This window comes from Pectobacterium aroidearum, assembly GCF_015689195.1.
GTDB lineage: Bacteria > Pseudomonadota > Gammaproteobacteria > Enterobacterales > Enterobacteriaceae > Pectobacterium > Pectobacterium aroidearum.
This window is the reverse complement of sequence record NZ_CP065044.1, coordinates 3,427,354-3,451,598: the sequence shown is the minus strand read 5'-3', so window position 1 is coordinate 3,451,598 and position 24,245 is coordinate 3,427,354. Positions and strand designations below refer to the sequence as shown.

Sequence of the window (24,245 nt, the reverse complement as noted above, 5' to 3'; positions counted from 1 at the left end):
CATGATTGTTCCCGTTATTATGGCAGGTGGCTCCGGTACTCGCCTCTGGCCTCTATCCCGTGCCTTGTATCCCAAACAGTTATTGGCATTGCACAGCGATGTCACCATGTTGCAAGCTACAATTAGTCGGCTAGCTGGGTTTAAGTCAGCAGCTCCACTCGTTATTTGTAATGAGGCACACCGTTTTATTGTTGCTGAACAGCTCCGCGAATTGCACTGTGAAGGAAAAATTATCCTTGAGCCGTGTGGCCGTAATACGGCACCGGCTATCGCTGTGGCTGCTTTGCAAGCCATGCGCTCAGCTCCGGATGTTGATCCCATCTTGCTGGTGTTAGCCGCAGACCACGTCATTGAGAATGAGGCAGCCTTTACGCAAGCCGTAAATCAGGCTCAGCCGCTTACCGCCTTGGGGAAATTAATTACCTTCGGTATTGTCCCGACTGAGGCACATACGGGGTATGGCTATATTCGTCGGGGCGCCAGTGTTAACGATGCAGCATTTTCCGTCGATCGCTTTGTTGAAAAACCGAACGTGAGCACAGCAGAAGCTTACGTCTCATCAGGTGATTATTATTGGAATAGCGGTATGTTCATGTTTAAGGCGAGTGTTTACTTGAATGCGCTTAAAGAATATCGCCCTGATATTTTTACTGCCTGCGAACAAGCCTGCGCTAACTCGCGAGAAGATCTGGATTTTACTCGCCTTGATGAAGTGGCTTTTACCCATTGCCCAGATGATTCTGTAGATTATGCCGTTATGGAAAATACCAACGATGCTGTAGTGATTCCATTGGCCGCGGGGTGGAGTGATGTTGGTTCATGGGCATCACTATGGGATATTTTAGAAAAGGACGAATCGGGTAATGTTAATATTGGCGAAGTGATCGCACTTGATAGCCATAATAACTATATCTCTTCTGACTCAGCATTGGTTGCAACTATCGGCATTGATGACGTTGTTATTGTTAATACCGGAGATGCACTTCTGGTAGCCGCTAAAGATAGATCGCAAGATGTAAAAAAAGTGGTTGATTGCCTGAAAGAAAGTAATCTCCATCACTACCGCGAGCATCCTGAGTCATTTCGTCCGTGGGGTAAAATTAGCAATATTGATTCCGGCGATCACTATCAGGTAAAAAAAATCGTTGTCCACCCAGGGCATGGTCTTTCTCTGCAACAGCATTTCCATCGGGCAGAACATTGGGTTGTGCTAGTGGGGACGGCCAAAGTAAATATTGATGAAAAAGAGTTTTTCCTTTCAGAGAATCAATCTACGTTTATTCCGCCTGGTGCTGTTCATACTTTAGAAAATCCTGGCGTTATTGATCTTGTGATGATTGAGGTACGTTCAGGGCACTATTTGGCTGACGATGATATCGTTAGACTGCAAGATCGATATGGCAGAGTATAAAAGGTATTATTGATGTCTACGCTAACCTGTTTTAAAGCCTATGATATTCGGGGTCGTCTGGGTGACGAGCTTAATGAAGATATTGCTTACCGGATTGGCCGAGCCTATGGTCAGTTTACCAAAGCCAAAAATGTTGTTGTTGGAGGCGATATCAGGCTGACCAGTGAAAGTTTGAAATTAGCGTTGTCCGAAGGTTTACGCGATGCAGGGACGAATGTATTAGATATCGGATTAGTGGGTACAGAAGAAATCTATTTCGCGACACATCATCTGGGGATTGACGGGGGAATTGAGGTTACAGCAAGCCATAACCCAATTGATTACAACGGAATGAAATTGGTTTGCAAAGGTGCCAGGCCGATTAGTGGTGATTCGGGGCTGCGCGATATTCAGGCATTAGCTGAGAGAAATGTTTTTCCTGCGGTTTGCGCTGAAGAAAAGGGCGAGTACACCCAAATCTCTGTGCTTGACGATTATGTTCAGCATTTAATGACCTATGTAGAGCCTGCAAATTTTAAACCATTAAAGTTAGTTATCAACAGTGGTAATGGCGCGGCAGGACATGTTATTGATGCGCTGGAAGCACGATTCAACCAATTAAATATTCCCGTAACCTTTATCAAAGTGCACCATCAGCCCGATGGTTCTTTCCCTAATGGCATCCCTAATCCGCTTTTACCGGAATGCAGAAAAGATACCTCTGATGCGGTTATCGCCCATTCTGCGGATATGGGGATTGCTTTTGATGGTGATTTTGATCGCTGTTTCTTGTTCAATCATCTCGGCGAATTTATTGAGGGATACTACATTGTTGGTTTATTGGCAGAGGCTTTTCTCCAAAAAGAGCCTGGAGCCAAAATCATTCATGATCCCCGGCTGAGCTGGAATACGATTGATATTGTTAGCTCCCAGCAGGGTAAGCCTGTTATGTCCAAAACAGGGCATGCCTTTATTAAGGAGCGGATGCGGCAAGAAGATGCAATCTACGGCGGAGAAATGAGCGCTCATCATTATTTCCGCTCATTCGCGTACTGTGATTCTGGAATGATTCCCTGGCTATTGGTCGCTGAATTGCTTTGTGTAAAAAATAAAAGCCTTCACGATTTGGTGAGTGAAAGGATGCAGGCTTATCCAGCATCTGGAGAAATCAACTCCACATTAAGCGAACCTGCTAACGCGATAGAGCGTGTTAAAGCGGCGTACTTGCCTGAAGCTCTGTTTATTGATGAGACGGATGGTATTAGTTTGGAATTCGAGGACTGGCGCTTCAATCTTCGTTCTTCTAATACGGAACCGGTTGTTCGCCTGAATGTAGAATCCAAAGCAAATAGCGCTTTAATGGTTGAGAAAACTGACGCGATTTTAAGTCTGCTACGGCAGTGATAGGTTATTTTAGTGGTATAAATTATTAGTAAATTAAGATCTGCTTTATTTTTATAATAAAGCAGATCTTTCATTCAGCGTGGCAGGGTTCGTGACAACGCGCCAACCCAGTCTGATGGTTTTATTGTCAATCTCGCGATTTTTTCACACGACAGTGAAGAGTATTGAGGCCGATGTGCTGGGGTAGGGTATTTCTCAGTTGTTATAGCTGTTAACTGTGGGAGTTTATCGATAACGCCTTGCTGTTTTGCCATTTCAAAAATGATTTTTGCAAATTCATACCAGCTCACTTCTTTATCACCGCAATAGTGATAAATTCCGCTTTCCGCATTTTTCTCAAGAAGAGAAATAATCGCCTGCGCTAAATCCCCAGCATAAGTTGGGCATCCTTTCTGATCGGCAACGATACTTAATGCATCACGCTCTTTTGCCAGCCTCAGCATCGTTTTAACAAAATTATTACCATATTCGCTAAACACCCAGGCAGTGCGAACGATGATGGAGTCTGGCGCTGCTTTGGTTACAGCTTGCTCGCCAGCTAACTTTGTTTTGCCGTACACACTTAAAGGATTGGTGGTATTGGATTCAATATAAGGTGTCGTGGCATGTCCATCAAAGACATAATCCGTTGACACGTGTACTAAGCGGATTCCCTTCTCATGTGCCACGGCGGCCAAATTATGGGGACCAGTAACATTGATCTTTTCTGCTAAGACGGATTCTGATTCCGCCTTATCAACGGCAGTATAAGCTGCAGCATTAACAATGGCATCCGGTTGATAACGCGCTACAGCCGCTTCAACCTGCTTTAAATCAGTGATATCAAGTTCGCTGGCATCCGTTGACCATATTTGCCAATGGTCGGGAAGACGATCCTGGAAACAGCGACCTAATTGCCCATTTGCACCCGTCAATAATATTTTCATTTTGCTAGATCCTTGAATAATCGACCTAGTTTATCTTTCTCTGATAGCAATGGATTGGATATTGGCCATTCAATGCCAACTTCAGGATCGCTCCATAACAGGCAGCCTTCGTCGCTGGGATCATAATAATCCGTACATTTGTACTCGAAATCAGCGAACTCGGAGAGGACAGCAAAACCGTGTGCCAAGCCAGGTGGTAGCCAGAATTGGGTTTTGTTCTCTTCAGAGAGGAGTACGCCATACCATTTACCATATGTTGGGGAGTCCTGACGAATATCTACTGCAACATCAAATACCTCGCCACGTACAACGCGGACCAGTTTCCCTTGTGGTTTGGTTTTCTGGAAATGCAGGCCTCGTAAGACGCCTTTACTTGAGCGAGAGTGATTATCTTGGACAAAGTCTACATCGATATCCAACATATCCTGATAACGTCTCTTTTCAAACGTTTCCAGAAAAAAACCTCTTGCATCACCGAATACTTTCGGCTGAACGATTTTTGCGCCGTGAATAGTAGTATCAATGATTTGCATGTTATTTCTCTGCGATGAGTTGGGTTAAATACTGTCCATAGGACGTTTTGCTCATTACTTTTGCTTCGTCAGCAACTTGCTGTTTAGATAGCCACCCTTTGCGAAATGCGATCTCTTCCAGACAAGCGACTTTAAACCCTTGGCGTTTCTCGATGGTATGAATAAATTGTGACGCTTCAATCAGACTATCGTGTGTACCCGTATCCAGCCATGCGAAGCCTCTTCCTAGCAACTCAACATTCAATGTGCCTTGCTCAAGATACATTTGATTCAATGTTGTAATTTCTAATTCACCACGGTGTGATGGTGTTATCTTTTTTGCCATCTCTACGACATTTCTGTCATAGAAGTAGAGTCCGGTGACGGCCCAGTTAGATTTTGGTTTTACAGGCTTTTCTTCTATCGATAACGCTCTGAAATCCTGATCAAATTCGACAACTCCAAACCGCTCGGCATCGGTGACCTGATAGCCGAAGATCGTTGCACCTTCTTCTTTGGCTGCCACGGATTCAAGTTTCTTACCAAAACTTTGCCCGAAATAAATATTATCACCGAGCACTAGCGCACAGCGCTCTCCATCGATGAATTCTTCACCGATGATAAAAGCTTGGGCAAGCCCGTCAGGACTAGGTTGAATCGCGTAACTAAGCTCAATGCCAAAACGGCTTCCGTTGCCTAAAAGACGTTGAAAAGCTGGCATATCCTCAGGCGTAGTGATAATTAATATTTCACGGATACCAGCGAGCATAAGCACCGAAATGGGGTAATAAACCATTGGTTTATCATAGATCGGCAGTAGCTGCTTAGAAACTCCGCGAGTAATTGGGTATAAGCGAGTGCCACTTCCCCCTGCGAGCACGATCCCTTTCATCAACTAGTCCACCCTTTGTCTTATTTCATGAAGAATACTTTTGAATAGTCGATCCATTATATCACTCTGTTCCGCCAGAATTGTCTGATGTATCAGAAAAAATCGAGGGTTGAGATCTCTTTGTGGCCGATTGGGTGTAATCTTAGTGTTATGCGTGGTGTTGTGGCATTGCGCTACCAAGTGAAAACGATCAGCCACAGCAAGCTGTTATCCAGATAGAAACCATCAGATTGAAGAGAGTCAATCCATGACATCATTGAAAGCTATTATCCCTGTTGCAGGTTTAGGGATGAATTTGTTACCGGTGACCAAGGCAATTCCTAAGGAAATGTTGCCGCTAGTTGATCGTCCGGTGATAGAGAAGATCGTTAACGAATGCGTTAACGCGGGGATTAAAGAAATTGTTCTGGTGACGCATGCGTCGAAAAACGCTATCGAAAACCACTTTGATACCTCTTTTGAGCTTGAGTCTTTGCTGGAAGAACGTGCCAAGCGTCAACTGCTGGCCGAAGTTCAGTCTATCTGTCCGAAAGGCGTGACGATCATGAACGTTCGCCAGGGGGAAACGCTGGGGCTAGGGCATGCGGTATCCTGTGCTCGTCCAATCGTCGGGGACAGCCCGTTCGTGGTGGTGTTGCCCGATGTGGTGCTGGATGAAAGCACGGCCGATCAGACGAAGGAAAACCTGGCGCTGTTAATCTCCCGTTTTGAAGAAACAGGGCGCAGCCAGGTGTTGGTGAAACATCGCCCTTATGAGGTACTGCCAGAGTACTCTGTTGTCGATTGTGAGAAACCGCTGGTGAATCCGGGCGATGCGGCAGCAATTACGTCGATGATCGAAAAACCCGAGGCGCCCTCTGAAACCGGGTCTGACCTTTCTGCGGTAGGGCGTTATGTATTAACTGCTGATGCCTGGCCATTACTGGAAAGAGCGGTTCCTGGTGCATGGGGACGCATTCAGTTAACGGATGTGATTGCCGATATGATTGCGACCCAGCAGGTTGATGCTGTGCAGATGTCGGGAAAAAACTTTAACTGCGGCCGTAAATTGGGCTACGCACAGGCGTTTGTGTCTTATGGATTGCGCAATCCAGAGTTTGGTGCCGAATTTAAAGAAAGTATTAAGGCGCTGCTGAAAAAGTAATATTGAGTGATAACACGCTGTAAAACCGCAGATTGCTGAATCGTTCTGCGGTTTTTTCTTTTTCTCGCCTTACGCGCTTGTCGAGCGAGCTTTCGCTATCAAACCAATCACTATCCACTCACGCAAAGCTGAGTTACCATGTTGGCCTGTTTTTAAATTGCCTGCGGGGTCGCAACGCGAATCGTTGTCGTCGTTGCAGGCAGGTTATCCTTCAGACAGGAGTTGCTTTAATGTCCAAACAGCAAATTGGCGTTGTCGGTATGGCGGTGATGGGGCGCAATCTGGCGCTGAACATTGAGAGCCGTGGCTATAGCGTTTCCATCTTTAACCGTTCTTCTGATAAAACCGATGAAGTTATCGCGGAAAATCCGGGTAAAAAACTGGTGCCTTCTTACACCGTTGAAGAATTTGTCGAATCCCTGGAAAAACCCCGCCGTATTCTGCTGATGGTGAAGGCCGGTGAAGCAACCGATAAAACGATTGAGTCGCTGAAGCCTTACCTGGAAAAAGGCGATATTCTGATCGATGGCGGTAACACCTTCTATAAAGATACCATTCGTCGTAACCGCGAACTGTCCGCTGAAGGGTTTAACTTCATCGGTACAGGTGTATCCGGTGGAGAAGAGGGCGCGCTGAAAGGGCCTTCCATCATGCCGGGTGGCCAGAAAGAAGCCTATGAACTGGTTGCTCCGATTCTGGAACAGATTGCCGCGCGTGCTGACGGTGAAGCCTGTGTGACCTATATTGGCGCTGATGGTGCTGGTCACTACGTCAAGATGGTGCACAACGGCATTGAATACGGCGATATGCAGCTTATCGCTGAAGCTTATGCGCTGCTTAAGCAGGCACTGAATCTGAACAACGACGAGCTTGCTACGACGTTCTCTGAGTGGAACAAAGGTGAGTTAAGTAGTTACCTGATTGAAATCACTGCCGATATCTTCAAGAAAAAAGATGAAGAAGGCAAATATCTGGTTGACGTGATCCTGGATGAAGCCGCTAACAAAGGCACGGGTAAATGGACCAGCCAAAGCTCTCTGGATCTGGGCGAACCGCTGTCTCTGATCACGGAATCCGTTTTTGCCCGCTACCTTTCTTCACTGAAAGATCAGCGTGTTGCTGCGTCTAAAGTGCTGACAGGCCCGACGGCTCAGCCATTCGGTGGTGATAAAGCTGAGTTTGTTGAGAAAGTGCGCCGTGCGCTGTATCTGGGTAAAATCGTTTCTTATGCTCAGGGCTTCTCACAGCTGAAAGCGGCATCAGACGAAAATAACTGGGATCTGAACTACGGCGAAATCGCCAAGATTTTCCGCGCTGGCTGCATTATTCGCGCACAGTTCCTGCAGAAAATCACCGATGCGTATGAGCAGAAAGCGGATATCGCTAACCTGCTGCTGGCACCTTACTTCAAGAAAGTCGCGGACGAATATCAGCAAGCGCTGCGTGACGTGGTGTCTTACGCTGTCCAGCAAGGCATCCCGACGCCAACGTTCTCTGCTGCGATCGCCTATTACGACAGCTACCGCTCCGCCGTACTGCCTGCTAACCTGATCCAGGCTCAGCGCGACTATTTCGGCGCGCATACCTACAAGCGTACGGATAAAGAAGGCGTATTCCATACCGAATGGTTGGAATAATCGTTTCTTATGCTTAGATAGTGTTACTTGTTAATAAAACGCCAGATTAGGAAATATCTGGCGTTTTTTTATATTGCTGAATGAGTGTATTGATATCGTTAAGATATCTATGACTTTTTTTCTGGAATACTGTAAATTTCATTAAAGAAATCTGCTTTTTTACCGAGATCATTACTGTTTATTACATCGGGATCTTGCTATTTTTAACAGTGTTGCAAAAATTGAGTTGTAGTTTTGCTTTCTGGTGTTACGTATCAGAGGTGGTTTGCTCGCCATTGAACTGTAACTCATTACTGGGAGGATCCCGGTAACGGTCAGTAAACGAGGTATAAGAATTTTGTCCTTGTGCTGGCTGGAATGAAGGACGGGGTATGGTCTTTTTGACGGTACCCCACCCTGAAGTATTTCATGTTAAAAAGGAAATCGTAATGAAGAAAACGTTAATCACGCTGGCCGCTGTTCTGGCCATGTCGTCAAACGCGTTTGCTGTTGATGGCGTCTCCAGCGCAACGGCTGCGGGTACCACGACCACCACGACCTCCAGCGCAAGCGTTGGTGTTGCTGCTGGTGCCGCTGGTGCTGGTGCTGCTGCTGGTACCACTGCTCTGATTGCAGTTGGTGTTGCTGCTGCTGTCGCTGTTGGTGTGGCTGTTGCTGTTGCCAGCAATGACGACAACAACGCGACGGGAACAACGACAGTCACTGGTACTCGTAGTTAATTCCGTTTAAGTTCCAAGGCCACTTCGGTGGCCTTTCTTTTTCCGGGCTACGCTGTTCAACGAGAACTTCATCGCATGACAAGAATAAAACGAATAGCAGAAATGAAAGCGCTGATTGCTATCCCTCTTTTCTCAATTCTGTTGACTGGTTGTTCCCAGAATATGAATGCGGTAGGGAAAACATTCAAGCTGGCTTTTGTTGGGCAGGATGACACCCATGTAACAGCTAAACAGGTTGCCAATACGCCCTATGCGTCGGCCTATCTGAAGGTGGGGAAAGCGCCTCAGGCGTTTGTCGTGCTCGCTTTTGCCGAACAAAATCAGTTGAAATGGATTGGGGCCGATAAAAATATGGTATCGACCCAACATGGCCGCCTGGTGAAAACGCAGGGCTTCGGCGAAGACATTACCTATGTGGACAACCTGCAACAAGATCCCCTGACATTAGGCCTGTTGAAGACATCGACGCCAATGACATGGCAAAGCCGGGTTGAATGGGCTCAGGTCTTCCGCAGTGGTTACGCTACCACGTCCGTTTTTCAGGCCCGCGGCAAAGAAACCGTAAAAATTCTGGATACCTCGCGTGAGCTACTGCGCTTCGATGAACAGGTTACCGTCCCCACGTTGAACGAATCTTACACTAACAGCTACTGGCTTGATCCGGCTAACGGAAGTGTGGTCCAAAGTCAGCAGTATATGGGGCCGGATATGGCATTGGTAACATTCACCGTATTAAAACCCTACGCACAATAAGGGGCTGCAATGTTGGCACTCAATCGTATCGCTACCTTGTTGCTGCTGGTTTCCGGCGTCGCGACGTCTGCGCAACTGACGGTGAAATCGCCTCAAGAGACAGTCGCTGTCGTTAAGCTGGATGACGGTACGCGTCTTGAAAAATTTTACGAACAGGTTTCCTGGCCACAGAATATCAACTGGCAAACGGCGTTTATTTCTGATTTTGCGACAACGCAGAAGGTACGAGCACAGGGCGATGTCTTACTGCAGAAGTTGGCTGAGCTGGAAACGCGTTGGCGTAACTCAGGTGATGGCGATTTGGCTATCTCCGCCTGGCTCCTGAGAAAGACCATTAGTCCGATTAATGTGGCTGGCCGTATCTCCACGGAGTTGGATCCCGATCGTGTGCGTGTCTATATAGAAAATAATCGCCCTCTGGTCGGAGAATATGCCCTGTATGTGGCGCCGCATGATGACCGATTGTCTCTGATAGGTCTGGTGAATACCTCCGCCGATGTGGGTGAACTGGAAACTTCGGGCAAAGTGGCACTGCGTGCTGGATGGTCAGTTGAAGATTATCTCTCTGGACGACGGCTTCTCGCGGGAGCGGATAATAGCTATGGCTACCTGATTGGGGGAAATGGCAAATGGCGCAAAGCGCCCTTAGCGTTGTGGAATCGCCAGCATAGCGAGCCTGCTGCGGGTGAAACGATCTTTATCGGTTTCAATCCTTCTGTTTTACCTCAGGATATGTCATCACTTAACGATCAGATTGCTGACTACCTTGCTAACCGGATCCCACTCGAATGACAAAGAACAGAAACGTTAAACTAGGCTGTCTGTCGTTGGCGATTGGCAGCATCTTGAGTGCGCAGGCGATAGCGGCTGAAACAGAAAGCAGCCGTACTGCGACAAACCCGAATATGCGCTTTCAGCCTGCGGGGGTATCACAGTCTGATTTTGGCGGCACGGGTCTGTTACAGATGCCGACCGCACGTATGGCGGAAACAGGCGAATTCAGCCTTAACTACCGCGATAATGAGGAATATCGGCGCTATTCCGTGTCGCTCCAGCTCTTTGACTGGCTGGAAACCACGGTCCGTTATACCGACATCCGTACTCGCCCTTATAGTAATGATCCCTCTTTCAGCGGTAGCCAAACCTATAAAGATAAGGCATTCGATATCAAAGCCCGTTTGTGGCAGGAAAGCTACTGGATGCCGGGTGTTTCTTTGGGATTGCGTGATATTGCAGGCACCGGGCTGTTTGATAGCGAATATCTGGTGGCGAGTAAGCGCATGGGGCCGTTTGATTTCACCCTGGGTATGGGGTGGGGCAATATGGCTGAGAGTGGGAATATTAAAAATCCTGCCTGTTCGCTGAAAGCCAGCTTCTGTAATCGAACTGAAAATACAGATACGGGTCAGTTTGAAGTGGGGAACTTTTTCCACGGTCCGGCTGCTCTATTTGGTGGCGTTGAGTACCAGACCCCCTGGGATCCCCTGCGCTTAAAGCTGGAATATGACGGCAACGATTACAGTGCCGAAAGAACGTCATCCACTGGTGTGCCGCAGCAGCTTAAGCATGATTCTCCTTTCAACATCGGCGCTGTCTACCGCGTAGGCGATGTGTTGGATACTACGCTGTCGTGGCAGCGCGGCAATACCCTGATGTGGGGCTTTACCCTGCGTACCAACTTTAACAGCCTGAAGCCGAACTACTTAGATGATGCGCCCCCTGTTTATGCGCCGGTTCAGGATGGCAAAGGAACAAACTGGCAGCTCGTTTCGAAAGAGCTGAATGATAAGGCTGGCTTTAAGGATGCCGATATCTACGCTGACCAAAAACAGGTCACCATTGTTGCCGATCAAACCAAGTATCGTGATAGCGATCAGGCGACACAGCGTGCGGCGACGGTATTGGCGAATCATGTACCGGGTAGTATTGATGAATACCACATTGTTCAGCGTAGCCAGCGCTTACCGATTGCCAGCACGGAAGTGGATGCCAAAGCCTTCCATCAGGTTCAGCAGGCTGCCGTTCCGCTTGGTCAACCTGAACCGGAAACACATCGTAAAGAACCGGTATCCGATGTGCGTGGTCAGCAGGTGTTGCTCGCTGAACCCGATCGTCTGACGTATTCATTAGATCCGGTGCTGGTGCAGTCTTTCGGTGGCCCTGAGTCCTTCTACATGTATCAGGTTGCCCTGAAGGGTAACGTTGACTACCGACTCAGCGATCACTGGAGCGTGGGGGGAACGGCGACGCTGAACTTGGTGAATAACTATGACAAGTTCAACTATAAAGCACCACCGGCGGACGGTGCGGCGCTACCGCGAGTCAGAACCTGGGTACGTGAATATTCTACTTCTTCCGATCTGTTATTGACCAATCTGCAATTGACTCGTAGGGATAATCCGGCGCAGGACTGGTATACACAGGTCTATGGCGGCTATCTGGAAATGATGTATGCCGGCGTCGGTTCTGAAGTACTGTATCGGCCGTTCGGCAAAAGTTGGGCGCTGGGGCTGGATGTTAACTATGTCAAACAGCGTGACTGGAACGACATCATGAGAATGGCCGATTACGATGTGGTGACAGGCCATCTGACAGCCTACTGGGAACTGCCGTTTGTGGAAGGTGCGGTGGCGAAAGTGAGTGTGGGCCGTTATCTGGCAGGGGACAAAGGGGTCACCCTCGATCTGTCTCGCCGCTTTGACAGCGGGATTGTTGCGGGTGCCTTTGCGACCAAAACCAACGTCAGCGCCGCTGAATATGGTGAAGGGAGCTTCACTAAAGGTTTCTACGTCTCTATACCGTTTGATCTGCTGTTCACTGAACCTACCGTGAAACGTGGGGCAGTCGGTTGGGTACCGCTAACGCGTGACGGTGGTCAAATGCTACAGCGCCGTAGCTCGCTGTATGGCCTCACCGATCACTAATCGATCCCCGCACGTTTAGGGTATTAATCAAGCCCGTCATGGCCAGGTGCCACGACGGGCTTTTTTGTGCGCCTTTGCTTGACGAAATAATTCCATTTAGTAACCAGTTTGAACTATTTCATTTGGTTATCGTTTGTATCTTAATCATGTTGAACCCAGAGGGAAGACGCTGGGTTGTTATTCCCGATCTGCTTGTAATTTAACAAATTAATCGCAGTTTTCTCGATGAGGTGAGACATCTTTGAGAAGAAGTGTGTCCCGAGGGTAATGATTGAAATAGTTTCGTCATGGAAGATTCATATAGCGAAATCTATTATCTCCTGCCGCAATGGCGAAATAAAACATAGCCATAGATCTTCATGCTAGTGCTAACAGGAGAGTGTAATCCGATGAATGTGCCTATTTCCGCTGTTATCTCGTTAGTGATGAGTTCTGCCTGGTGTCTCCCTCTGCATGCGGCTGTGCAGGATAGTTCTCTTGGAATCTATCAACTGATTCAGGAGAGGATGGTGCTGATGAAGGATGTCGCGGGGTATAAGGCCCGTCAACACCTGCCGGTTGAGGATCTGAAGCAAGAGGAACGTATTTTGAGTAAGGCGCGGGAGCAATCTGCTGCCGTGGGCTTATCCCCCCAAAGTACGCAGCTGTTTTTTACTTCATTAATGAATGCCAGCAAAGCCATTCAGTATCGCTACATGGCGGACTGGCTTGCGACACCGGAGAACGACTGGACGCCGCTTTCGCTGAATGACACGGTCAGGCCTACGTTACTCACGATTGATGATCAGCTCCTGGTTAGCATTAAGCGTTACCTCGCGAATGGCGGGCATTTCACGCCTCAGCAAGAGGCTGCATTTCTTTCTTCTATTAATGTTGAGCATCTGTCACAGAACGATAAACGCCAGATTTACGCGGCATTGAGTCACATTGAACCAGACGGCAAATAGCTGAGTGGGAGAGAAGACGATGACTTACCAATTATTGAAAGGGAGTGAGCGCGGCAATATCGCTGACGCGGCATATCGCGAGCGCTGTGATGTGAATGAAAGCGTCAGAATCATGCTGGTGTTACGTTTTACTACGCCAGATGAAGAGTATTACGCCGAACTGCACGATAGCATCGATCCGCAATTTGGCGGTATCAATGCCAACAGACCGCTGTCGCGCGCCGACTATGCCAGAAAATTCAGCGCTGATGAGGCAGATATTGAGCATGTTCGCGCGTTTGCGCGGCATCATCGGCTCTCTATCGAACGCGAACATGCTGCCAGTCGAACTGTCTTCTTAACGGGGACGGTAGGGCAAATGGAGCAGGCGTTTCGCGTGAGCTTAGCCCGGTATGACCACAAACACGGGGCATTTCGTGGGAGAGCTGGGGGGATTTACCTGCCGGAATATCTACAGGGCGTGGTGATTGCCGTATTAGGCCTTGATGAACGTCTGGCGACGAACTGTTGCCTGCGTATCAATGATACGTTCTCCAATGCGGCAAAGCGCCCGTCGGGTTATACGCCGCTCGAACTCGCGGAACTCTATCACTTCCCAGAGCATGACGGCGCGGGGCAGTGCATTGGTATTATTGAACTGGGGGGCGGATACCGCCTGCCGCAGTTGGAGCACTATTTTAAACGCATGGGCGTCAATCCTCCTCAGGTCGTCGATGTCTGTGTGGGGGGCGGCAGGAATGCTCTTGCATCGTCAGAGGGCGACAAAGAAGTGAGCCCGATTGATATCGAAGTGCAGATGGATATCGAAATTGCGGGTTCGCTGGCACCGGCCGCCAAAATTGTGGTGTATTTTGCGCCGAATACCGATGCCGGGTTTTTGGAAGCGATCAACGCTGCGATTTATGATGAGAAAAATGCGCCGTCGGTGATTTCGATTAGCTGGGGCTCCAGCGAGTCACAATGGACGGCGCAATCATTACAAGTATATAACCAGGCCTTTCAGACAGCGGCTGCGCTAGGGATTACGGTGTGTGTTGCGTCTGGCGATCGCGGTTCAAAAGATGGTGAACCCCACGGCTTGCACGTCGATTTTCCTGCATCCAGTCCCTATGTTTTAGCCTGTGGCGGCACTCGCTTGCAAAAAGCGATGGAAGAAACCACCTGGCATAGCCGGGACGGTAGCGCAACAGGCGGTGGTGTTAGCCAGTATTTTGCGCTGCCCGGCTGGCAATTAGGGCTGTCTCTGGTAGATAAATACGGCGGTCATCATCCCTTGCAACACCGTGGCGTACCTGATGTCAGCGGCAATGCCGATCCTGAAACGGGCTATCTGGTTGAAGTTAACGGGCGAGAAGGCGTGGTTGGCGGAACCAGCGCCGTCGCACCGCTGTGGGCAGGACTGCTGGCGCGTATGCTGGCGTTGACCCATTCGGCATCGTTGTTTATCCCTCCCTTGCTGTACCGTAATCGTAATAGCTGCAAGGATATCGTACGGGGAAATAATGGGGCATTTGTGGCTTCTGAAGGCTGGGATGCCTGTACGGGGCTGGGGTCACCGGATGGCATGAAACTGCTGAGTCTGTTGAAGCGGCTTGTGAGGCTCAACGGTGCACGAGAACACGACGATGGGCATGAACAGTGAGTCCGCATTTCCGGGATAGCTGGCGCAGGGAGCAAATCCTACTCAGGTGAGGAAATTATCGGTGATATTCATCACAGATTACCCGACCTCGGTTTGAGTCTACGGCGGTTAGCGGATATAACCCGATAAGAAGGACGTGATCGGGTCAAGGCCCGAGCGAAACCTGATACGACGCATGTGATCCAGACATGTTCGTATCAGGTTTTTTTTTGCCTGAATCCAGCCCGATCGCGCGCCACCCATAACATCAGTGATGTCTTACTGACATGATCTCGTTAAGGAAAGGAGAAAAACAGTGAAATACCGTCATCTTAAACGTTTCCCTGAGGGGTTTTTGTGGGGCGCGGCGACATCGGCTTATCAGGTTGAAGGGGCATGGAATGAGGATGGCAAGGGGCCGTCGGTGATTGATGCCAGAACGTCCTATCCTGAGGGCACCACGGACTTTAAAGTCGCCAGCGATCATTACCACCGCTACAAGGAAGATGTAGCGCTGTTTGCCGATATCGGTTTTAAAACCTACCGTTTTTCCATCGCCTGGAGCCGCATCATTCCCGATGGCAGCGGTGAGGTAAACCCGGCGGGCATTGCGTTTTATCATAATCTTATCGATGAACTGCTGCATTACGGTATTGTGCCGATCGTTACAATGTACCATTTCGATCTGCCGCAGGCGTTGCAGGCCAAAGGCGGTTGGTACAGCCGGGAAACGGTGGACGCGTTTGAACGTTTTGCCAACGTGCTGTTTGATGAATACGGCGCAAAAGTGAAGTACTGGCTGACCATCAACGAACAGAACATGATGATTTTGCACGGTTCCGCACTGGGTACGCTGGATCCTACGCTGGAAAACCCGAAACAGAATCTCTATCAGCAGAACCACAACATGCTGGTGGCGCAGGCAAAAGCGATGAATGCGCTGCATGACAAAGTGCCCGGTGCAAAAATTGGTCCGGCACCCAACATTGCGCTGATTTACCCGGCATCAGCGAAGCCTGAAGATGTGATGGCCGCGTTCAACTATAACGCGATCCGCAACTGGCTGTATCTGGATATGGCGGTATATGGGCGTTACAACACCACGGCCTGGCGCTATATGGAAGAGAAAGGCTATACGCCGGAGATTCTGCCCGGCGATATGGACATTCTGGCATCGGCCAAACCCGATTTCATCGCGTTTAACTATTACACCTCGCAAACGGTTGAAGCCTGCAAAGGCGACGGATCGGATGAAATTGCACGCGGCGGCGATCAGCACCTGAAATCAGGTGAAGAAGGCGTACATCGTGGCTCAACCAATCCATTTTTGCAGAAAAATGCCTTTGGCTGGGAAATCGATCCCATCGGTTTCCGCAATACGCTACGTGAGCTGCACGATCGCTACCATTTACCGCTGATCATTACGGAGAATGGGCTGGGCGCGTTTGATACGCTGGATGAAAACGGTGAGGTTAACGATGATTATCGCATCGACTACCTGCAACGCCACATTGAGCAAATCCAGCTTGCGATCACTGACGGTGTGGATGTCTTCGGCTATACGCCATGGTCGGCGTTGGATCTCATTTCCACCCATCAGGGATGCTCGAAACGCTATGGCTTTATTTACGTGAACCGTGAAGAGTTCGATCTGAAAGATTTGCGGCGTATCCGTAAAAAAAGCGCATACTGGTATGCTAATGTCATTAAAAACAATGGGCTGGATAGCTCAGAAGCGTAAATGATAAAAGAAAATGCCTCGTCGATATCACGTTGAGGCGTTAAACGGTAGGGAAGGCCAGCGTGCCTTCCCATCAGACAGGACGGCTGATGCGATGATAATTAAAAAAATATTGAGCAATAACGCCGTGCTGGTGCTGGCAGATGACCGACGGGAAATTGTGGCGATAGGTAAAGGCGTCGGCTTTGGCAAAAAAGTGGGCGACCCTATCGATCAACAGCGTATTGAAAGCCAGTTCGTGAAGAAAAGCGACGGTATGGCAGATGTGTTGTCACAATTGCTGGCGGACATTCCACCGGACTGTCTGGCCGTAACGCAGCAAATTATTACGTTGGCGCAAAAAACGCTGCGGCTTGACGTACAGGACACGCTGTTTCTGGCGCTCAGCGACCACATCAACTTCGCCATTCAACGCCATAAAAAAGGGCAGACGATCAAGAATCTGATGCTATGGGATATTCGCCAGTTCTATCACAGTGAATTTGCCGTTGGGCTGGAGGCATTGGCGCTGATTCGCACCAGGCTGGATATCGATTTACCGGAGGATGAAGCGGGGTTTATTGCCTTGCATCTGGCAAATGCGACGAATAACAGCGATATGCAGAGCACGATGCAAAGTGCGGGCATCATTAAAGATATTTTGACCATTCTGAAATACGATCTCCATATCACGTTTGATGAGCATTCTCTCAATTATCAGCGTTTGGTGACGCATCTGAAGTTTTTTGCCCTACGCCTGTTAAATCGGGAAACCGTGAGCCACAGCGATGATTCCATTTATCAGGGGATCACTGAAATGATGCCGCGAGCCTACGCCTGCGCGATGAAAGTGTATGACTATGTGGAAAAAAACTACGGCTGCCAACTCACCACCGATGAGATCATGTTTCTGACCATTCATATCAACCGTTTGCAACCCTCTCCCTCTTAATCATTAATTACACCGATCATTAATAACGGTAGCACCTGAGGCAATAATCGATGGAATGACAGTCACGGGTAAGACCACCGCGAGTTAACATTTGTGTTACTCTGTTGGCCTTTACGGTATCGATTCGTTATGTAACAAAATAAATTAAAAAACAGCGCACTATTGCTGACATGCTTTCAGTCATAATGTTTTTTCTCGCTATTCGTTAGTGAACCGCATGGGGGTCGTTATGTCAGCCTCACCGCCGACATTTTTGACGGTAGATGTACGTCGCTCAGGGCTACGCTTTTCCCAGCGGGTCTATATTCCACGCATTGTCGGGACGATACTGTGTTCTCTCTTTATTGCCTCGGTGCTGATTACCAAGCCTATACCGGTGTTATTGTGGGGACTGCTCCTTCTTAACGCCTTTGCCTGGCCTCACATTGCCTACCTGTTATCCCTACGGTCGCGCGATCCTATGCGGTGCGAGAAACGTAATTTATTGTTTGATGTGGTGTTTGGTGGCATCTGGATAGGGTTTATGGGCGTGAATCTCCTGCCCAGCGCGGTGATTGCTGCGATGGTCGGGATGAACGGCACGGCCGGCGGTGGAATCAAGCTATTTGTTCAGGGCATCCTATTACAGTGCGTTGCCTGCATATCGGTTCTTGTGCTGTTTGCGGTGCCGGTTTCACTCGATACGACACCGATACAGATTTATGCCTGTGTGCCAATGTTGCTGATCTACCCCATTTTTCTGGGTTATGTCACTTATAACACCGCGCTGAAGTTGGCGGAGCACAAACGTATGCTGATGGAAGTCAGTATCCATGACGGGATGACCAACCTCTATAACCGCCACCACTGGGAACGTTTGCTGAAACACGAGTTCGACCTTTGTCAGCGCTATAAGCGCACGGCGACGTTAGTCCTGTTTGATATCGACCATTTTAAAGCCTTTAACGATAACTTTGGGCACAACGTCGGCGATCAGGCGATATTGCTACTGGCGCGCGAGTTGACATCTGGTTTTCGTGAAACGGATGTGATTGGGCGGTTTGGCGGAGATGAATTCGCCGTTATTTTGCCGCAAACCAGTGCGGGAGAGGCGTTGGATGCCGTGAGTCGCATTCGGGAGAGTTTGTCGCTGAAGTTCCTGAACCAAACGCCGCAGTTGGCGGTGTTTGTCAGCGTCGGTATCGCAGAGATTTCGCCGGAAATGGGCCAATATATGGACTGGTTAAAGTCAGCGGATATGGCGCTCTATCGGGCAAAAAATAAAGGTCGTCGCCGAACCGAAGTTGCCTGAATACCCCAGTCTACAGCCTGATACTCGAGGGCTGTGATACTATCGGGGCTCTGTTCCCTGTTCACTAATGGGGATTCAGGATCGTCAGTATCGATAGAAGGCGTATTTTTACAGGGCACCGGGTGCCACAAACAGGGACTGCATCATGACCATGCTACGAACTACATTGAGTGGATTGTTTATTCTGCTGATTTGCCTCTTCTCATTTGCCCGTGTGGCTGCGGCAGAAACGCCACGTCCACCTATTGCGACGCTGATCAAAGCGTATGAAGGCACTGAAGGGGCACAGGTCTGGACGCTACGCATTGGTGAGCCGGCTGACTCTACGGCGCTGGTACAAATTACCGGTATCGACCATGACTGGAATACCAAAATCCAAAAAATGAACGTTGAAAAGCAAGCCAGTGGCACACGCTATTGGCTAGAGGTTGATCATAAAAAGTTCGTGGTGCTGATCATGAACCAGGGATATGGCGAACTCTACTTACCCGGTGAGGCGCAGCCTGTTCGCATTGGTTACAGTAAATCGCTGTCCGAACAGGGTAACCCAGAACACTTTTTGACGGATTATTTACAGCAGTCTTCCACCAGCCAATGAGTGTTGAATGCTGAACACCGAAAGTGACAAATAAGCCCTTATCGCTTTGTTGGCGATAAGGGCTTTTCTAAAACCTAGCCAGATGTGTTAGGTGCACATCCAGAGGGGAAGGTCTTTAGTGCGGTAATGCTTCTTTTGGGTGTAGCCCCAGGTTACCCGGAGACGGTTCACCTTTCACTTCACCAAGATACAGACCGATCTGAGCACGGAACGATTCTACCGCCGCACGATCGCTCATGAAGTCAGCAAAAGCCTGCGGGTTGGTGTTCTTATATTCCCAGATAGGTTTATAGCCAGCGGGTGGTGCCACGTCAGTACGCACCGACCACATATACCAGACATTGCTCTGCGTTTCTTTATCCAGCAGCCAGCTCAGATACAGCTTGGCGCTTTCCGGGTGTTTAGCCTGTTTGAAAATGGCTGCACGTTGGGCCCAGGAAACAAACGGATCGCTTTTAGGCAGAACGAAGCGCGAATTCGCGTTTTGATCGGGAGCCAGCGCACCGTCGGTTGAGAATGTTGCTGCTGACTTACCGCTTTCAACATCGTCTGCGGGAGCCTGTGTGCCACGAACGTAAACCGGGTTCTGTTCTTTGAATTTAGCGACATACTCCCAGCCGTATTTATCCACGACCTGCTTAAACCAGAACAGCACGGCGTCGTCATCGTTCGGATAGGTTAAGACAATGCTGCCTTTCAGATCGGGACGTAAATAGTCATTCGCTTCTGTTGGCCAGGCATTTTCGGCAATCAGTTTGGTATTGACCACGTTGCTGAACGCATCGACAAATACGCCGGTCCAACTGCCGTCTTTGTCTTTAAACGCGGGGTACACTTTGTCCCAGCCGATAGGTTTGTAGTTCAGCAGCACGCCTTCTTTTTTCCAGCGTGGGTAATCCTGCAAGGTCTGAAGCTGTACGACATCCGGCACCAGCGTATTCGTTGCCAGCTGGTTATCAATACGGGCATCGTGGAATTTACTGTAATCCACAATGACGTTGAGTTTCATGCCCGGAAAGCGTTTCTCAAACGCCTGTTTGATGCCATCCTGCTGACCCGGTGTGTCACCGCCCGCGTAGACGGTCACAATACCGCCTTCCCGTAACGCGTTTTGATAAAGCTCGTTAATCGGGCGCTTATCGGCTTCTACTGCCGCATAGCTGGTCGCTGCAGTCGCCATCAGCGCCGTAAATGCGACCACCTGTTTTAGTTTAAACATCGATTCCTCCTGAATGAGAGCCGATATCTACCGATGCACTCTTTATCCTTTGCGGCTGTTGCCAGAATAAGAAGGCATAAGCAGAATCATTAGAATGAATATCAAATTATTTCATTTGTTTGATATTCATTTTCCTGCTGACTGAACCGTTAAATCGCCAGTTGCCAGAAGGTTTTTGTATGTTATCCGGTTGTGAATAATGTGAAATCAGAAAAAATTGAGATTTTAATTCAAAAAAAATGAATTAAAAGCTGGCGTCAACGAAAGCAGAATAACGAGGAATTACGACGATATTTAGGCCGCCAGGCGACCTAAAATCGGATGGGTTAAAGCGAGGAGATCGTGCTGTCAAAGGGATCCATCAGCAGGAAAGTGCACTCGGCGCGCTGGTGGCTATTGATCATCGGCACCAGCCGCTGGAAGTGCTCGGTCTGGCAGTGAATATCCAGTGCGGCTCTATCCGGCCAGGTTTCGATAAAGGTGAAGTGCCCCGGATCTTTCTGATTGATAAAAAGCTCATAGGAGATGCACAGCGTTTCCTGTCGGTTTTTCTCTACTAATTCGCGGTACAGCGGCATAACGATTTCGATGCACTCAGGCTTAATAAAGTCCTGTGCGATGACTTTAAGCATAAAACGGCTCTCCCTACATGGTTGTCCTGTTGATTAAACGGTTCTGGCTACTGGCTAGCCGCGCTGCTGTTTTTCACTCTGTTCTGCGCCGTTTCCCTGTCGGTATGCCAGCGATACCATCAGCGATTGCACCAGACACAGCGTGGCGGACTGTGAACGGAACGCATCAACCTGCGCTTCCTTCACCACAAAGCAGACATCGCTGAGCGTCGCCAGCGGGCTGATCTGGCTGTCGGTAATGACGATTTGCCGCGCTCCGGCCTTCGCGGCCATCTCACTGACCATCACGGTTTCCTGTGAATAAGGCGAGAAGCTGATGGAAACCACCACATCGCGAGCACTGACACGGCTGAGCTGTTCACGAAACATGCCGCCCAGACCGTTGACCAGAATAGGACTGCTTTCCAGATGGCTAAGCGCATAGGTGAGGTAAGTGGCGACGCTGAACGAGCGCCGCAGCCCGACGATATAGATGGTATCCGCCTGTGCCAGCAGATCGACGGCTTTTTGCAGATCCTCTTGCGGAGTGCGTGCCGCGAGCTGCTGCATCGCCTGCGCGTTTGAGCGGGCAAACTCATGCAGAATATCCAGCGGCGTTTCTGGCACGGCATCAGCTTCCATCGCCCGAAACAGCCGCGCCCGGTCGGTATAGCTGGCCGTTTCTTCCACCAGGTTCATACGGAACAGCTGTTTCATTTCGTTGAAACCGCTGAAATCAAAGGCGTTGGCGAAGCGAATCAGGGTTGAAGGGGGGACGTCAGCGCGTTCGGCGATCACCGCGACGGTATCGAAAGCGATGCTATTGGTATTATCCAGCACATAATGCGCCACCTGCTGTAACCGCTTGCTGAGCGAATCATAACGCTCACGGATCTGTTCCTGCAATTCTCTCAGGCTGGTTGCCATGGGCATATCGGGTTATCTCCCAAAGACGTATAAGAACCTATCCCATTAGCGCGATTTCATGACTGGCGCCTGAAACGGAACAGAAAATTCATTTCTGGATGCGGCTGTTTTATCTGTACGACATTTCAGGCGGCACACCTTTTATCGGTACGGCTATTTTCAGAAGCTGCTCACCTGTCTTTATGGACAGCTGCTTTCAAGTTTACCTAAAAATTCGCAGCGGATCACAATAATCAACATTTATTTTATTTTTGCGTTAAATGGAATATTCATTTCATATACTGTAATCCGATATCAGCCGTTTGTCTCCTCAAAACCCACAAAGGTGTAAACATGGAAACCGTATCTAACTTCATTCAGGGGGCGATTGCCTCCAGCAACAGCCAACGCTACGCCGCGGTGTATAACCCCGCGACGGGCGAGCAGATTCGCCAGGTTGTGATGTCTGATAAGGCGGAAGTCGAGCAGGCAATTGCCAGTGCGGCGGCGGCATTCCCTGCGTGGTCAAAACACTCTCCGCTGCGTCGCGCGCGCGTGCTGTTTCGCTTCAAAGCGCTGCTGGAAGAACGAATGGATACGCTGGCTCGGCTGATTTCACAGGAGCACGGCAAGGTGTATTCCGATGCCGTGGGAGAGGTGACGCGCGGTCTTGAAGTCGTTGAATTTGCCTGTGGTATTCCGCATCTGCAAAAAGGCGAACACTCGGCGAATGTCGGCACCGGTGTGGATAGCCATTCACTCATGCAGCCACTTGGCGTGTGCGTCGGGATTACGCCGTTCAACTTCCCGGCGATGGTGCCCATGTGGATGTTCCCGATTGCGCTGGCGACCGGCAATACCTTTGTGTTGAAACCCTCTGAAAAAGATCCGTCGCTCTCGCTGCTGCTGGCACAACTGCTGAAAGAAGCTGGCCTGCCGGACGGCGTGTTTAACGTCGTTCAGGGGGATAAAGAAGCGGTGGACGTCCTGCTGACCGACCCGCGTGTGCAGGCGGTGAGCTTTGTGGGATCGACGCCGGTGGCGGAATACATTTATCAGACGGCATCGGCGCACGGCAAACGCTGTCAGGCGCTGGGCGGGGCAAAAAACCACTGCATCCTGATGCCGGATGCCGATATGGACATGGCGGCCAGCGCAATTATGGGCGCGGCGTTTGGTGCCGCGGGCGAACGCTGCATGGCGCTGTCGGTGGTGGTCGCTGTTGGTGATGACACGGCGGATGCGCTGAATCAGCGCCTGAACGCACAGATCAATGCGATGCGTGTCGGACCGGGGCTGGTGGACGGGCAGGAAAATGAGATGGGACCGGTGATCAGCGCGCCGCACCGGGCGAAGATTGCCGACTATATTCAAAGTGGCGTCGATCAGGGTGCGACGCTGCGTATCGATGGCCGCACGCTATCTGTTCAAGGGCATCAGCAAGGCTACTTTATTGGGCCGACGTTGTTCGATAACGTCACGCCAGAGATGAAGATCTATCAGGAAGAAATTTTTGGTCCGGTACTGTCCGTGGTGCGCGTGCCGGATTACCAGACGGCGGTAACGCTGATTAACAACCATGAATACGGTAACGGTACGGCTATTTTTACCCGCGATGGTGAAACGGCGCGTCAGTTCTGCGAAGAAGTGCAGGCCGGCATGGTTGGCGTGAACGTCCCGATTCCGGTACCGATGGCGTTCCACAGCTTCGGCGGCTGGAAACGCTCCATTTTTGGGCCGCTGAATGTCCACGGCAACGACGGCGTACGCTTCTACACCCGAATGAAAACCGTCACCAGCCGCTGGCCCGCCAGCGTCCGTCTGGAACACCACGCCAGCAGCTTCATCATGCCCACGCTAGAGTGAGGATTTGACCTATAACGTGTGGTGAAAATAGTGCACCGGTTTTGCTCTGCTGGCGTCAAAAATTATGCTGAGGTAGGTGCACCGCCGAAAGAGCGACAGGGATGTCGCGAAAGCCAGTGCCGCGGAGGACCGCGTCACTGGCGGTTCGGATGACGGTGACACATACCGAAGGGCCCGCGTAGCGGCATAATTTATCGCCATAAGCCTGGGTTC

General features: G+C 49.7%; 21 protein-coding genes. 15 read left to right on the top strand and 6 right to left on the bottom strand.

Annotation, left to right across the window (positions count from 1 at the left end):
* Window position 1 precedes the first annotated feature (1 nt).
* Window positions 2-1,411, top strand: a complete 1,410-nt coding sequence (locus I2D83_RS15435) for a mannose-1-phosphate guanylyltransferase/mannose-6-phosphate isomerase (protein ID WP_205946870.1) — start codon at window positions 2-4, stop codon at window positions 1,409-1,411.
* A gap of 12 nt (window positions 1,412-1,423) precedes the next feature.
* Window positions 1,424-2,794 (top strand): phosphomannomutase CpsG, encoded by a 1,371-nt coding sequence (cpsG, locus tag I2D83_RS15430; RefSeq protein ID WP_205946869.1) that lies wholly within the window; start codon window positions 1,424-1,426, stop codon window positions 2,792-2,794.
* 74 nt (window positions 2,795-2,868) lie between these two features.
* On the opposite strand, the gene rfbD is transcribed toward cpsG, so the two are convergent.
* Genes rfbD through rfbA form a run of 3 tightly spaced genes read right to left on the bottom strand, consistent with a single transcriptional unit; the run spans window position 2,869 to window position 5,124 of the window.
* Window positions 2,869-3,720 carry a dTDP-4-dehydrorhamnose reductase gene (gene rfbD, locus I2D83_RS15425; RefSeq protein WP_205946868.1) on the bottom strand — a complete coding sequence of 284 codons (852 nt, stop codon included), beginning with the start codon at window positions 3,718-3,720 and terminating at the stop codon, window positions 2,869-2,871.
* Window positions 3,717-4,253 (bottom strand): dTDP-4-dehydrorhamnose 3,5-epimerase, encoded by a 537-nt coding sequence (gene rfbC / locus I2D83_RS15420; RefSeq protein WP_205946867.1) that lies wholly within the window; start codon window positions 4,251-4,253, stop codon window positions 3,717-3,719. The genes rfbD and rfbC overlap by 4 nt, the downstream gene beginning before the upstream one ends.
* Window position 4,254: 1 nt before the next feature.
* Window positions 4,255-5,124 carry a glucose-1-phosphate thymidylyltransferase RfbA gene (gene rfbA / locus I2D83_RS15415; RefSeq protein WP_205946866.1) on the bottom strand — a complete coding sequence of 290 codons (870 nt, stop codon included), beginning with the start codon at window positions 5,122-5,124 and terminating at the stop codon, window positions 4,255-4,257.
* 247 nt (window positions 5,125-5,371) lie between these two features.
* On the opposite strand from rfbA, the gene I2D83_RS15410 reads away from it, so the two are divergent.
* The 12 genes from I2D83_RS15410 (at window position 5,372) to I2D83_RS15355 (ending at window position 19,430) form a co-directional block, all read left to right on the top strand.
* On the top strand, window positions 5,372-6,268 hold the full coding sequence (locus I2D83_RS15410) for a sugar phosphate nucleotidyltransferase (protein WP_205946865.1): 897 nt from the start codon (window positions 5,372-5,374) through the stop codon (window positions 6,266-6,268).
* A 230-nt stretch (window positions 6,269-6,498) separates the two neighbouring features.
* The gene (gene gndA, locus I2D83_RS15405; protein ID WP_010281382.1) at window positions 6,499-7,905 is read left to right on the top strand and encodes an NADP-dependent phosphogluconate dehydrogenase; all 1,407 of its coding nucleotides are present in this window, start codon (window positions 6,499-6,501) and stop codon (window positions 7,903-7,905) included.
* A gap of 428 nt (window positions 7,906-8,333) precedes the next feature.
* Window positions 8,334-8,624 (top strand): hypothetical protein, encoded by a 291-nt coding sequence (locus tag I2D83_RS15400; RefSeq protein ID WP_205946864.1) that lies wholly within the window; start codon window positions 8,334-8,336, stop codon window positions 8,622-8,624.
* 75 nt (window positions 8,625-8,699) lie between these two features.
* Window positions 8,700-9,377: a YjbF family lipoprotein gene (locus I2D83_RS15395; RefSeq protein WP_205946863.1), complete on the top strand. Its 678-nt coding sequence runs from the start codon at window positions 8,700-8,702 to the stop codon at window positions 9,375-9,377.
* 9 nt (window positions 9,378-9,386) lie between these two features.
* Window positions 9,387-10,169, top strand: coding sequence for a capsule biosynthesis GfcC family protein (locus I2D83_RS15390; RefSeq protein WP_205946862.1), 783 nt, complete (start codon window positions 9,387-9,389; stop codon window positions 10,167-10,169).
* A complete protein-coding gene (locus I2D83_RS15385; protein WP_205946861.1) occupies window positions 10,166-12,301 on the top strand; it encodes a YjbH domain-containing protein in 2,136 nt (711 codons plus the stop codon). The genes I2D83_RS15390 and I2D83_RS15385 overlap by 4 nt, the downstream gene beginning before the upstream one ends.
* A gap of 389 nt (window positions 12,302-12,690) precedes the next feature.
* On the top strand, window positions 12,691-13,248 hold the full coding sequence (locus tag I2D83_RS15380) for a chorismate mutase (protein WP_015839599.1): 558 nt from the start codon (window positions 12,691-12,693) through the stop codon (window positions 13,246-13,248).
* A 19-nt stretch (window positions 13,249-13,267) separates the two neighbouring features.
* Window positions 13,268-14,890 carry a S53 family peptidase gene (locus tag I2D83_RS15375; RefSeq protein ID WP_205946860.1) on the top strand — a complete coding sequence of 541 codons (1,623 nt, stop codon included), beginning with the start codon at window positions 13,268-13,270 and terminating at the stop codon, window positions 14,888-14,890.
* A gap of 295 nt (window positions 14,891-15,185) precedes the next feature.
* Complete coding sequence (locus I2D83_RS15370; RefSeq protein WP_205946859.1) at window positions 15,186-16,610, top strand: glycoside hydrolase family 1 protein; 1,425 nt, start codon at window positions 15,186-15,188, stop codon at window positions 16,608-16,610.
* Window positions 16,611-16,704: 94 nt separating this feature from the next.
* Complete coding sequence (gene licT, locus I2D83_RS15365; protein WP_181848280.1) at window positions 16,705-17,541, top strand: BglG family transcription antiterminator LicT; 837 nt, start codon at window positions 16,705-16,707, stop codon at window positions 17,539-17,541.
* 229 nt (window positions 17,542-17,770) lie between these two features.
* Window positions 17,771-18,832, top strand: a complete 1,062-nt coding sequence (gene adrA / locus I2D83_RS15360; RefSeq protein ID WP_181844488.1) for a diguanylate cyclase AdrA — start codon at window positions 17,771-17,773, stop codon at window positions 18,830-18,832.
* Between the two features lie 145 nt (window positions 18,833-18,977).
* Window positions 18,978-19,430, top strand: coding sequence for a hypothetical protein (locus I2D83_RS15355; RefSeq protein WP_241007230.1), 453 nt, complete (start codon window positions 18,978-18,980; stop codon window positions 19,428-19,430).
* Between the two features lie 115 nt (window positions 19,431-19,545).
* Here I2D83_RS15355 and I2D83_RS15350 read toward each other — a convergent pair whose 3' ends face one another.
* The 3 genes from I2D83_RS15350 to I2D83_RS15340 all read right to left on the bottom strand — a co-directional run bounded on the left by I2D83_RS15350 (window position 19,546) and on the right by I2D83_RS15340 (window position 22,193).
* Complete coding sequence (locus tag I2D83_RS15350; RefSeq protein ID WP_205946858.1) at window positions 19,546-20,649, bottom strand: ABC transporter substrate-binding protein; 1,104 nt, start codon at window positions 20,647-20,649, stop codon at window positions 19,546-19,548.
* 326 nt (window positions 20,650-20,975) lie between these two features.
* Window positions 20,976-21,281: a putative quinol monooxygenase gene (locus I2D83_RS15345; RefSeq protein ID WP_205946857.1), complete on the bottom strand. Its 306-nt coding sequence runs from the start codon at window positions 21,279-21,281 to the stop codon at window positions 20,976-20,978.
* A gap of 54 nt (window positions 21,282-21,335) precedes the next feature.
* Window positions 21,336-22,193 (bottom strand): MurR/RpiR family transcriptional regulator, encoded by an 858-nt coding sequence (locus I2D83_RS15340; RefSeq protein ID WP_015839607.1) that lies wholly within the window; start codon window positions 22,191-22,193, stop codon window positions 21,336-21,338.
* 327 nt (window positions 22,194-22,520) lie between these two features.
* On the opposite strand from I2D83_RS15340, the gene I2D83_RS15335 reads away from it, so the two are divergent.
* Window positions 22,521-24,032: a CoA-acylating methylmalonate-semialdehyde dehydrogenase gene (locus I2D83_RS15335; RefSeq protein ID WP_205946856.1), complete on the top strand. Its 1,512-nt coding sequence runs from the start codon at window positions 22,521-22,523 to the stop codon at window positions 24,030-24,032.
* Window positions 24,033-24,245 lie beyond the last annotated feature (213 nt).

Coding starts and splice junctions, on each gene's coding strand:
- I2D83_RS15375 (WP_205946860.1), top strand. CDS start 13,268: ATGACTTACCAATTATTGAAAGGGAGTGAGCGCGGCAATATCGCTGAC.
- I2D83_RS15435 (WP_205946870.1), top strand. CDS start 2: ATGATTGTTCCCGTTATTATGGCAGGTGGCTCCGGTACTCGCCTCTGG.
- adrA (WP_181844488.1), top strand. CDS start 17,771: ATGTCAGCCTCACCGCCGACATTTTTGACGGTAGATGTACGTCGCTCA.
- I2D83_RS15390 (WP_205946862.1), top strand. CDS start 9,387: ATGTTGGCACTCAATCGTATCGCTACCTTGTTGCTGCTGGTTTCCGGC.
- I2D83_RS15385 (WP_205946861.1), top strand. CDS start 10,166: ATGACAAAGAACAGAAACGTTAAACTAGGCTGTCTGTCGTTGGCGATT.
- rfbA (WP_205946866.1), bottom strand. CDS start 5,124: ATGAAAGGGATCGTGCTCGCAGGGGGAAGTGGCACTCGCTTATACCCA.
- rfbC (WP_205946867.1), bottom strand. CDS start 4,253: ATGCAAATCATTGATACTACTATTCACGGCGCAAAAATCGTTCAGCCG.
- I2D83_RS15355 (WP_241007230.1), top strand. CDS start 18,978: ATGACCATGCTACGAACTACATTGAGTGGATTGTTTATTCTGCTGATT.
- I2D83_RS15395 (WP_205946863.1), top strand. CDS start 8,700: ATGACAAGAATAAAACGAATAGCAGAAATGAAAGCGCTGATTGCTATC.
- I2D83_RS15345 (WP_205946857.1), bottom strand. CDS start 21,281: ATGCTTAAAGTCATCGCACAGGACTTTATTAAGCCTGAGTGCATCGAA.
- rfbD (WP_205946868.1), bottom strand. CDS start 3,720: ATGAAAATATTATTGACGGGTGCAAATGGGCAATTAGGTCGCTGTTTC.
- I2D83_RS15400 (WP_205946864.1), top strand. CDS start 8,334: ATGAAGAAAACGTTAATCACGCTGGCCGCTGTTCTGGCCATGTCGTCA.
- I2D83_RS15410 (WP_205946865.1), top strand. CDS start 5,372: ATGACATCATTGAAAGCTATTATCCCTGTTGCAGGTTTAGGGATGAAT.
- licT (WP_181848280.1), top strand. CDS start 16,705: ATGATAATTAAAAAAATATTGAGCAATAACGCCGTGCTGGTGCTGGCA.
- I2D83_RS15380 (WP_015839599.1), top strand. CDS start 12,691: ATGAATGTGCCTATTTCCGCTGTTATCTCGTTAGTGATGAGTTCTGCC.
- gndA (WP_010281382.1), top strand. CDS start 6,499: ATGTCCAAACAGCAAATTGGCGTTGTCGGTATGGCGGTGATGGGGCGC.
- I2D83_RS15335 (WP_205946856.1), top strand. CDS start 22,521: ATGGAAACCGTATCTAACTTCATTCAGGGGGCGATTGCCTCCAGCAAC.
- cpsG (WP_205946869.1), top strand. CDS start 1,424: ATGTCTACGCTAACCTGTTTTAAAGCCTATGATATTCGGGGTCGTCTG.
- I2D83_RS15340 (WP_015839607.1), bottom strand. CDS start 22,193: ATGCCCATGGCAACCAGCCTGAGAGAATTGCAGGAACAGATCCGTGAG.
- I2D83_RS15350 (WP_205946858.1), bottom strand. CDS start 20,649: ATGTTTAAACTAAAACAGGTGGTCGCATTTACGGCGCTGATGGCGACT.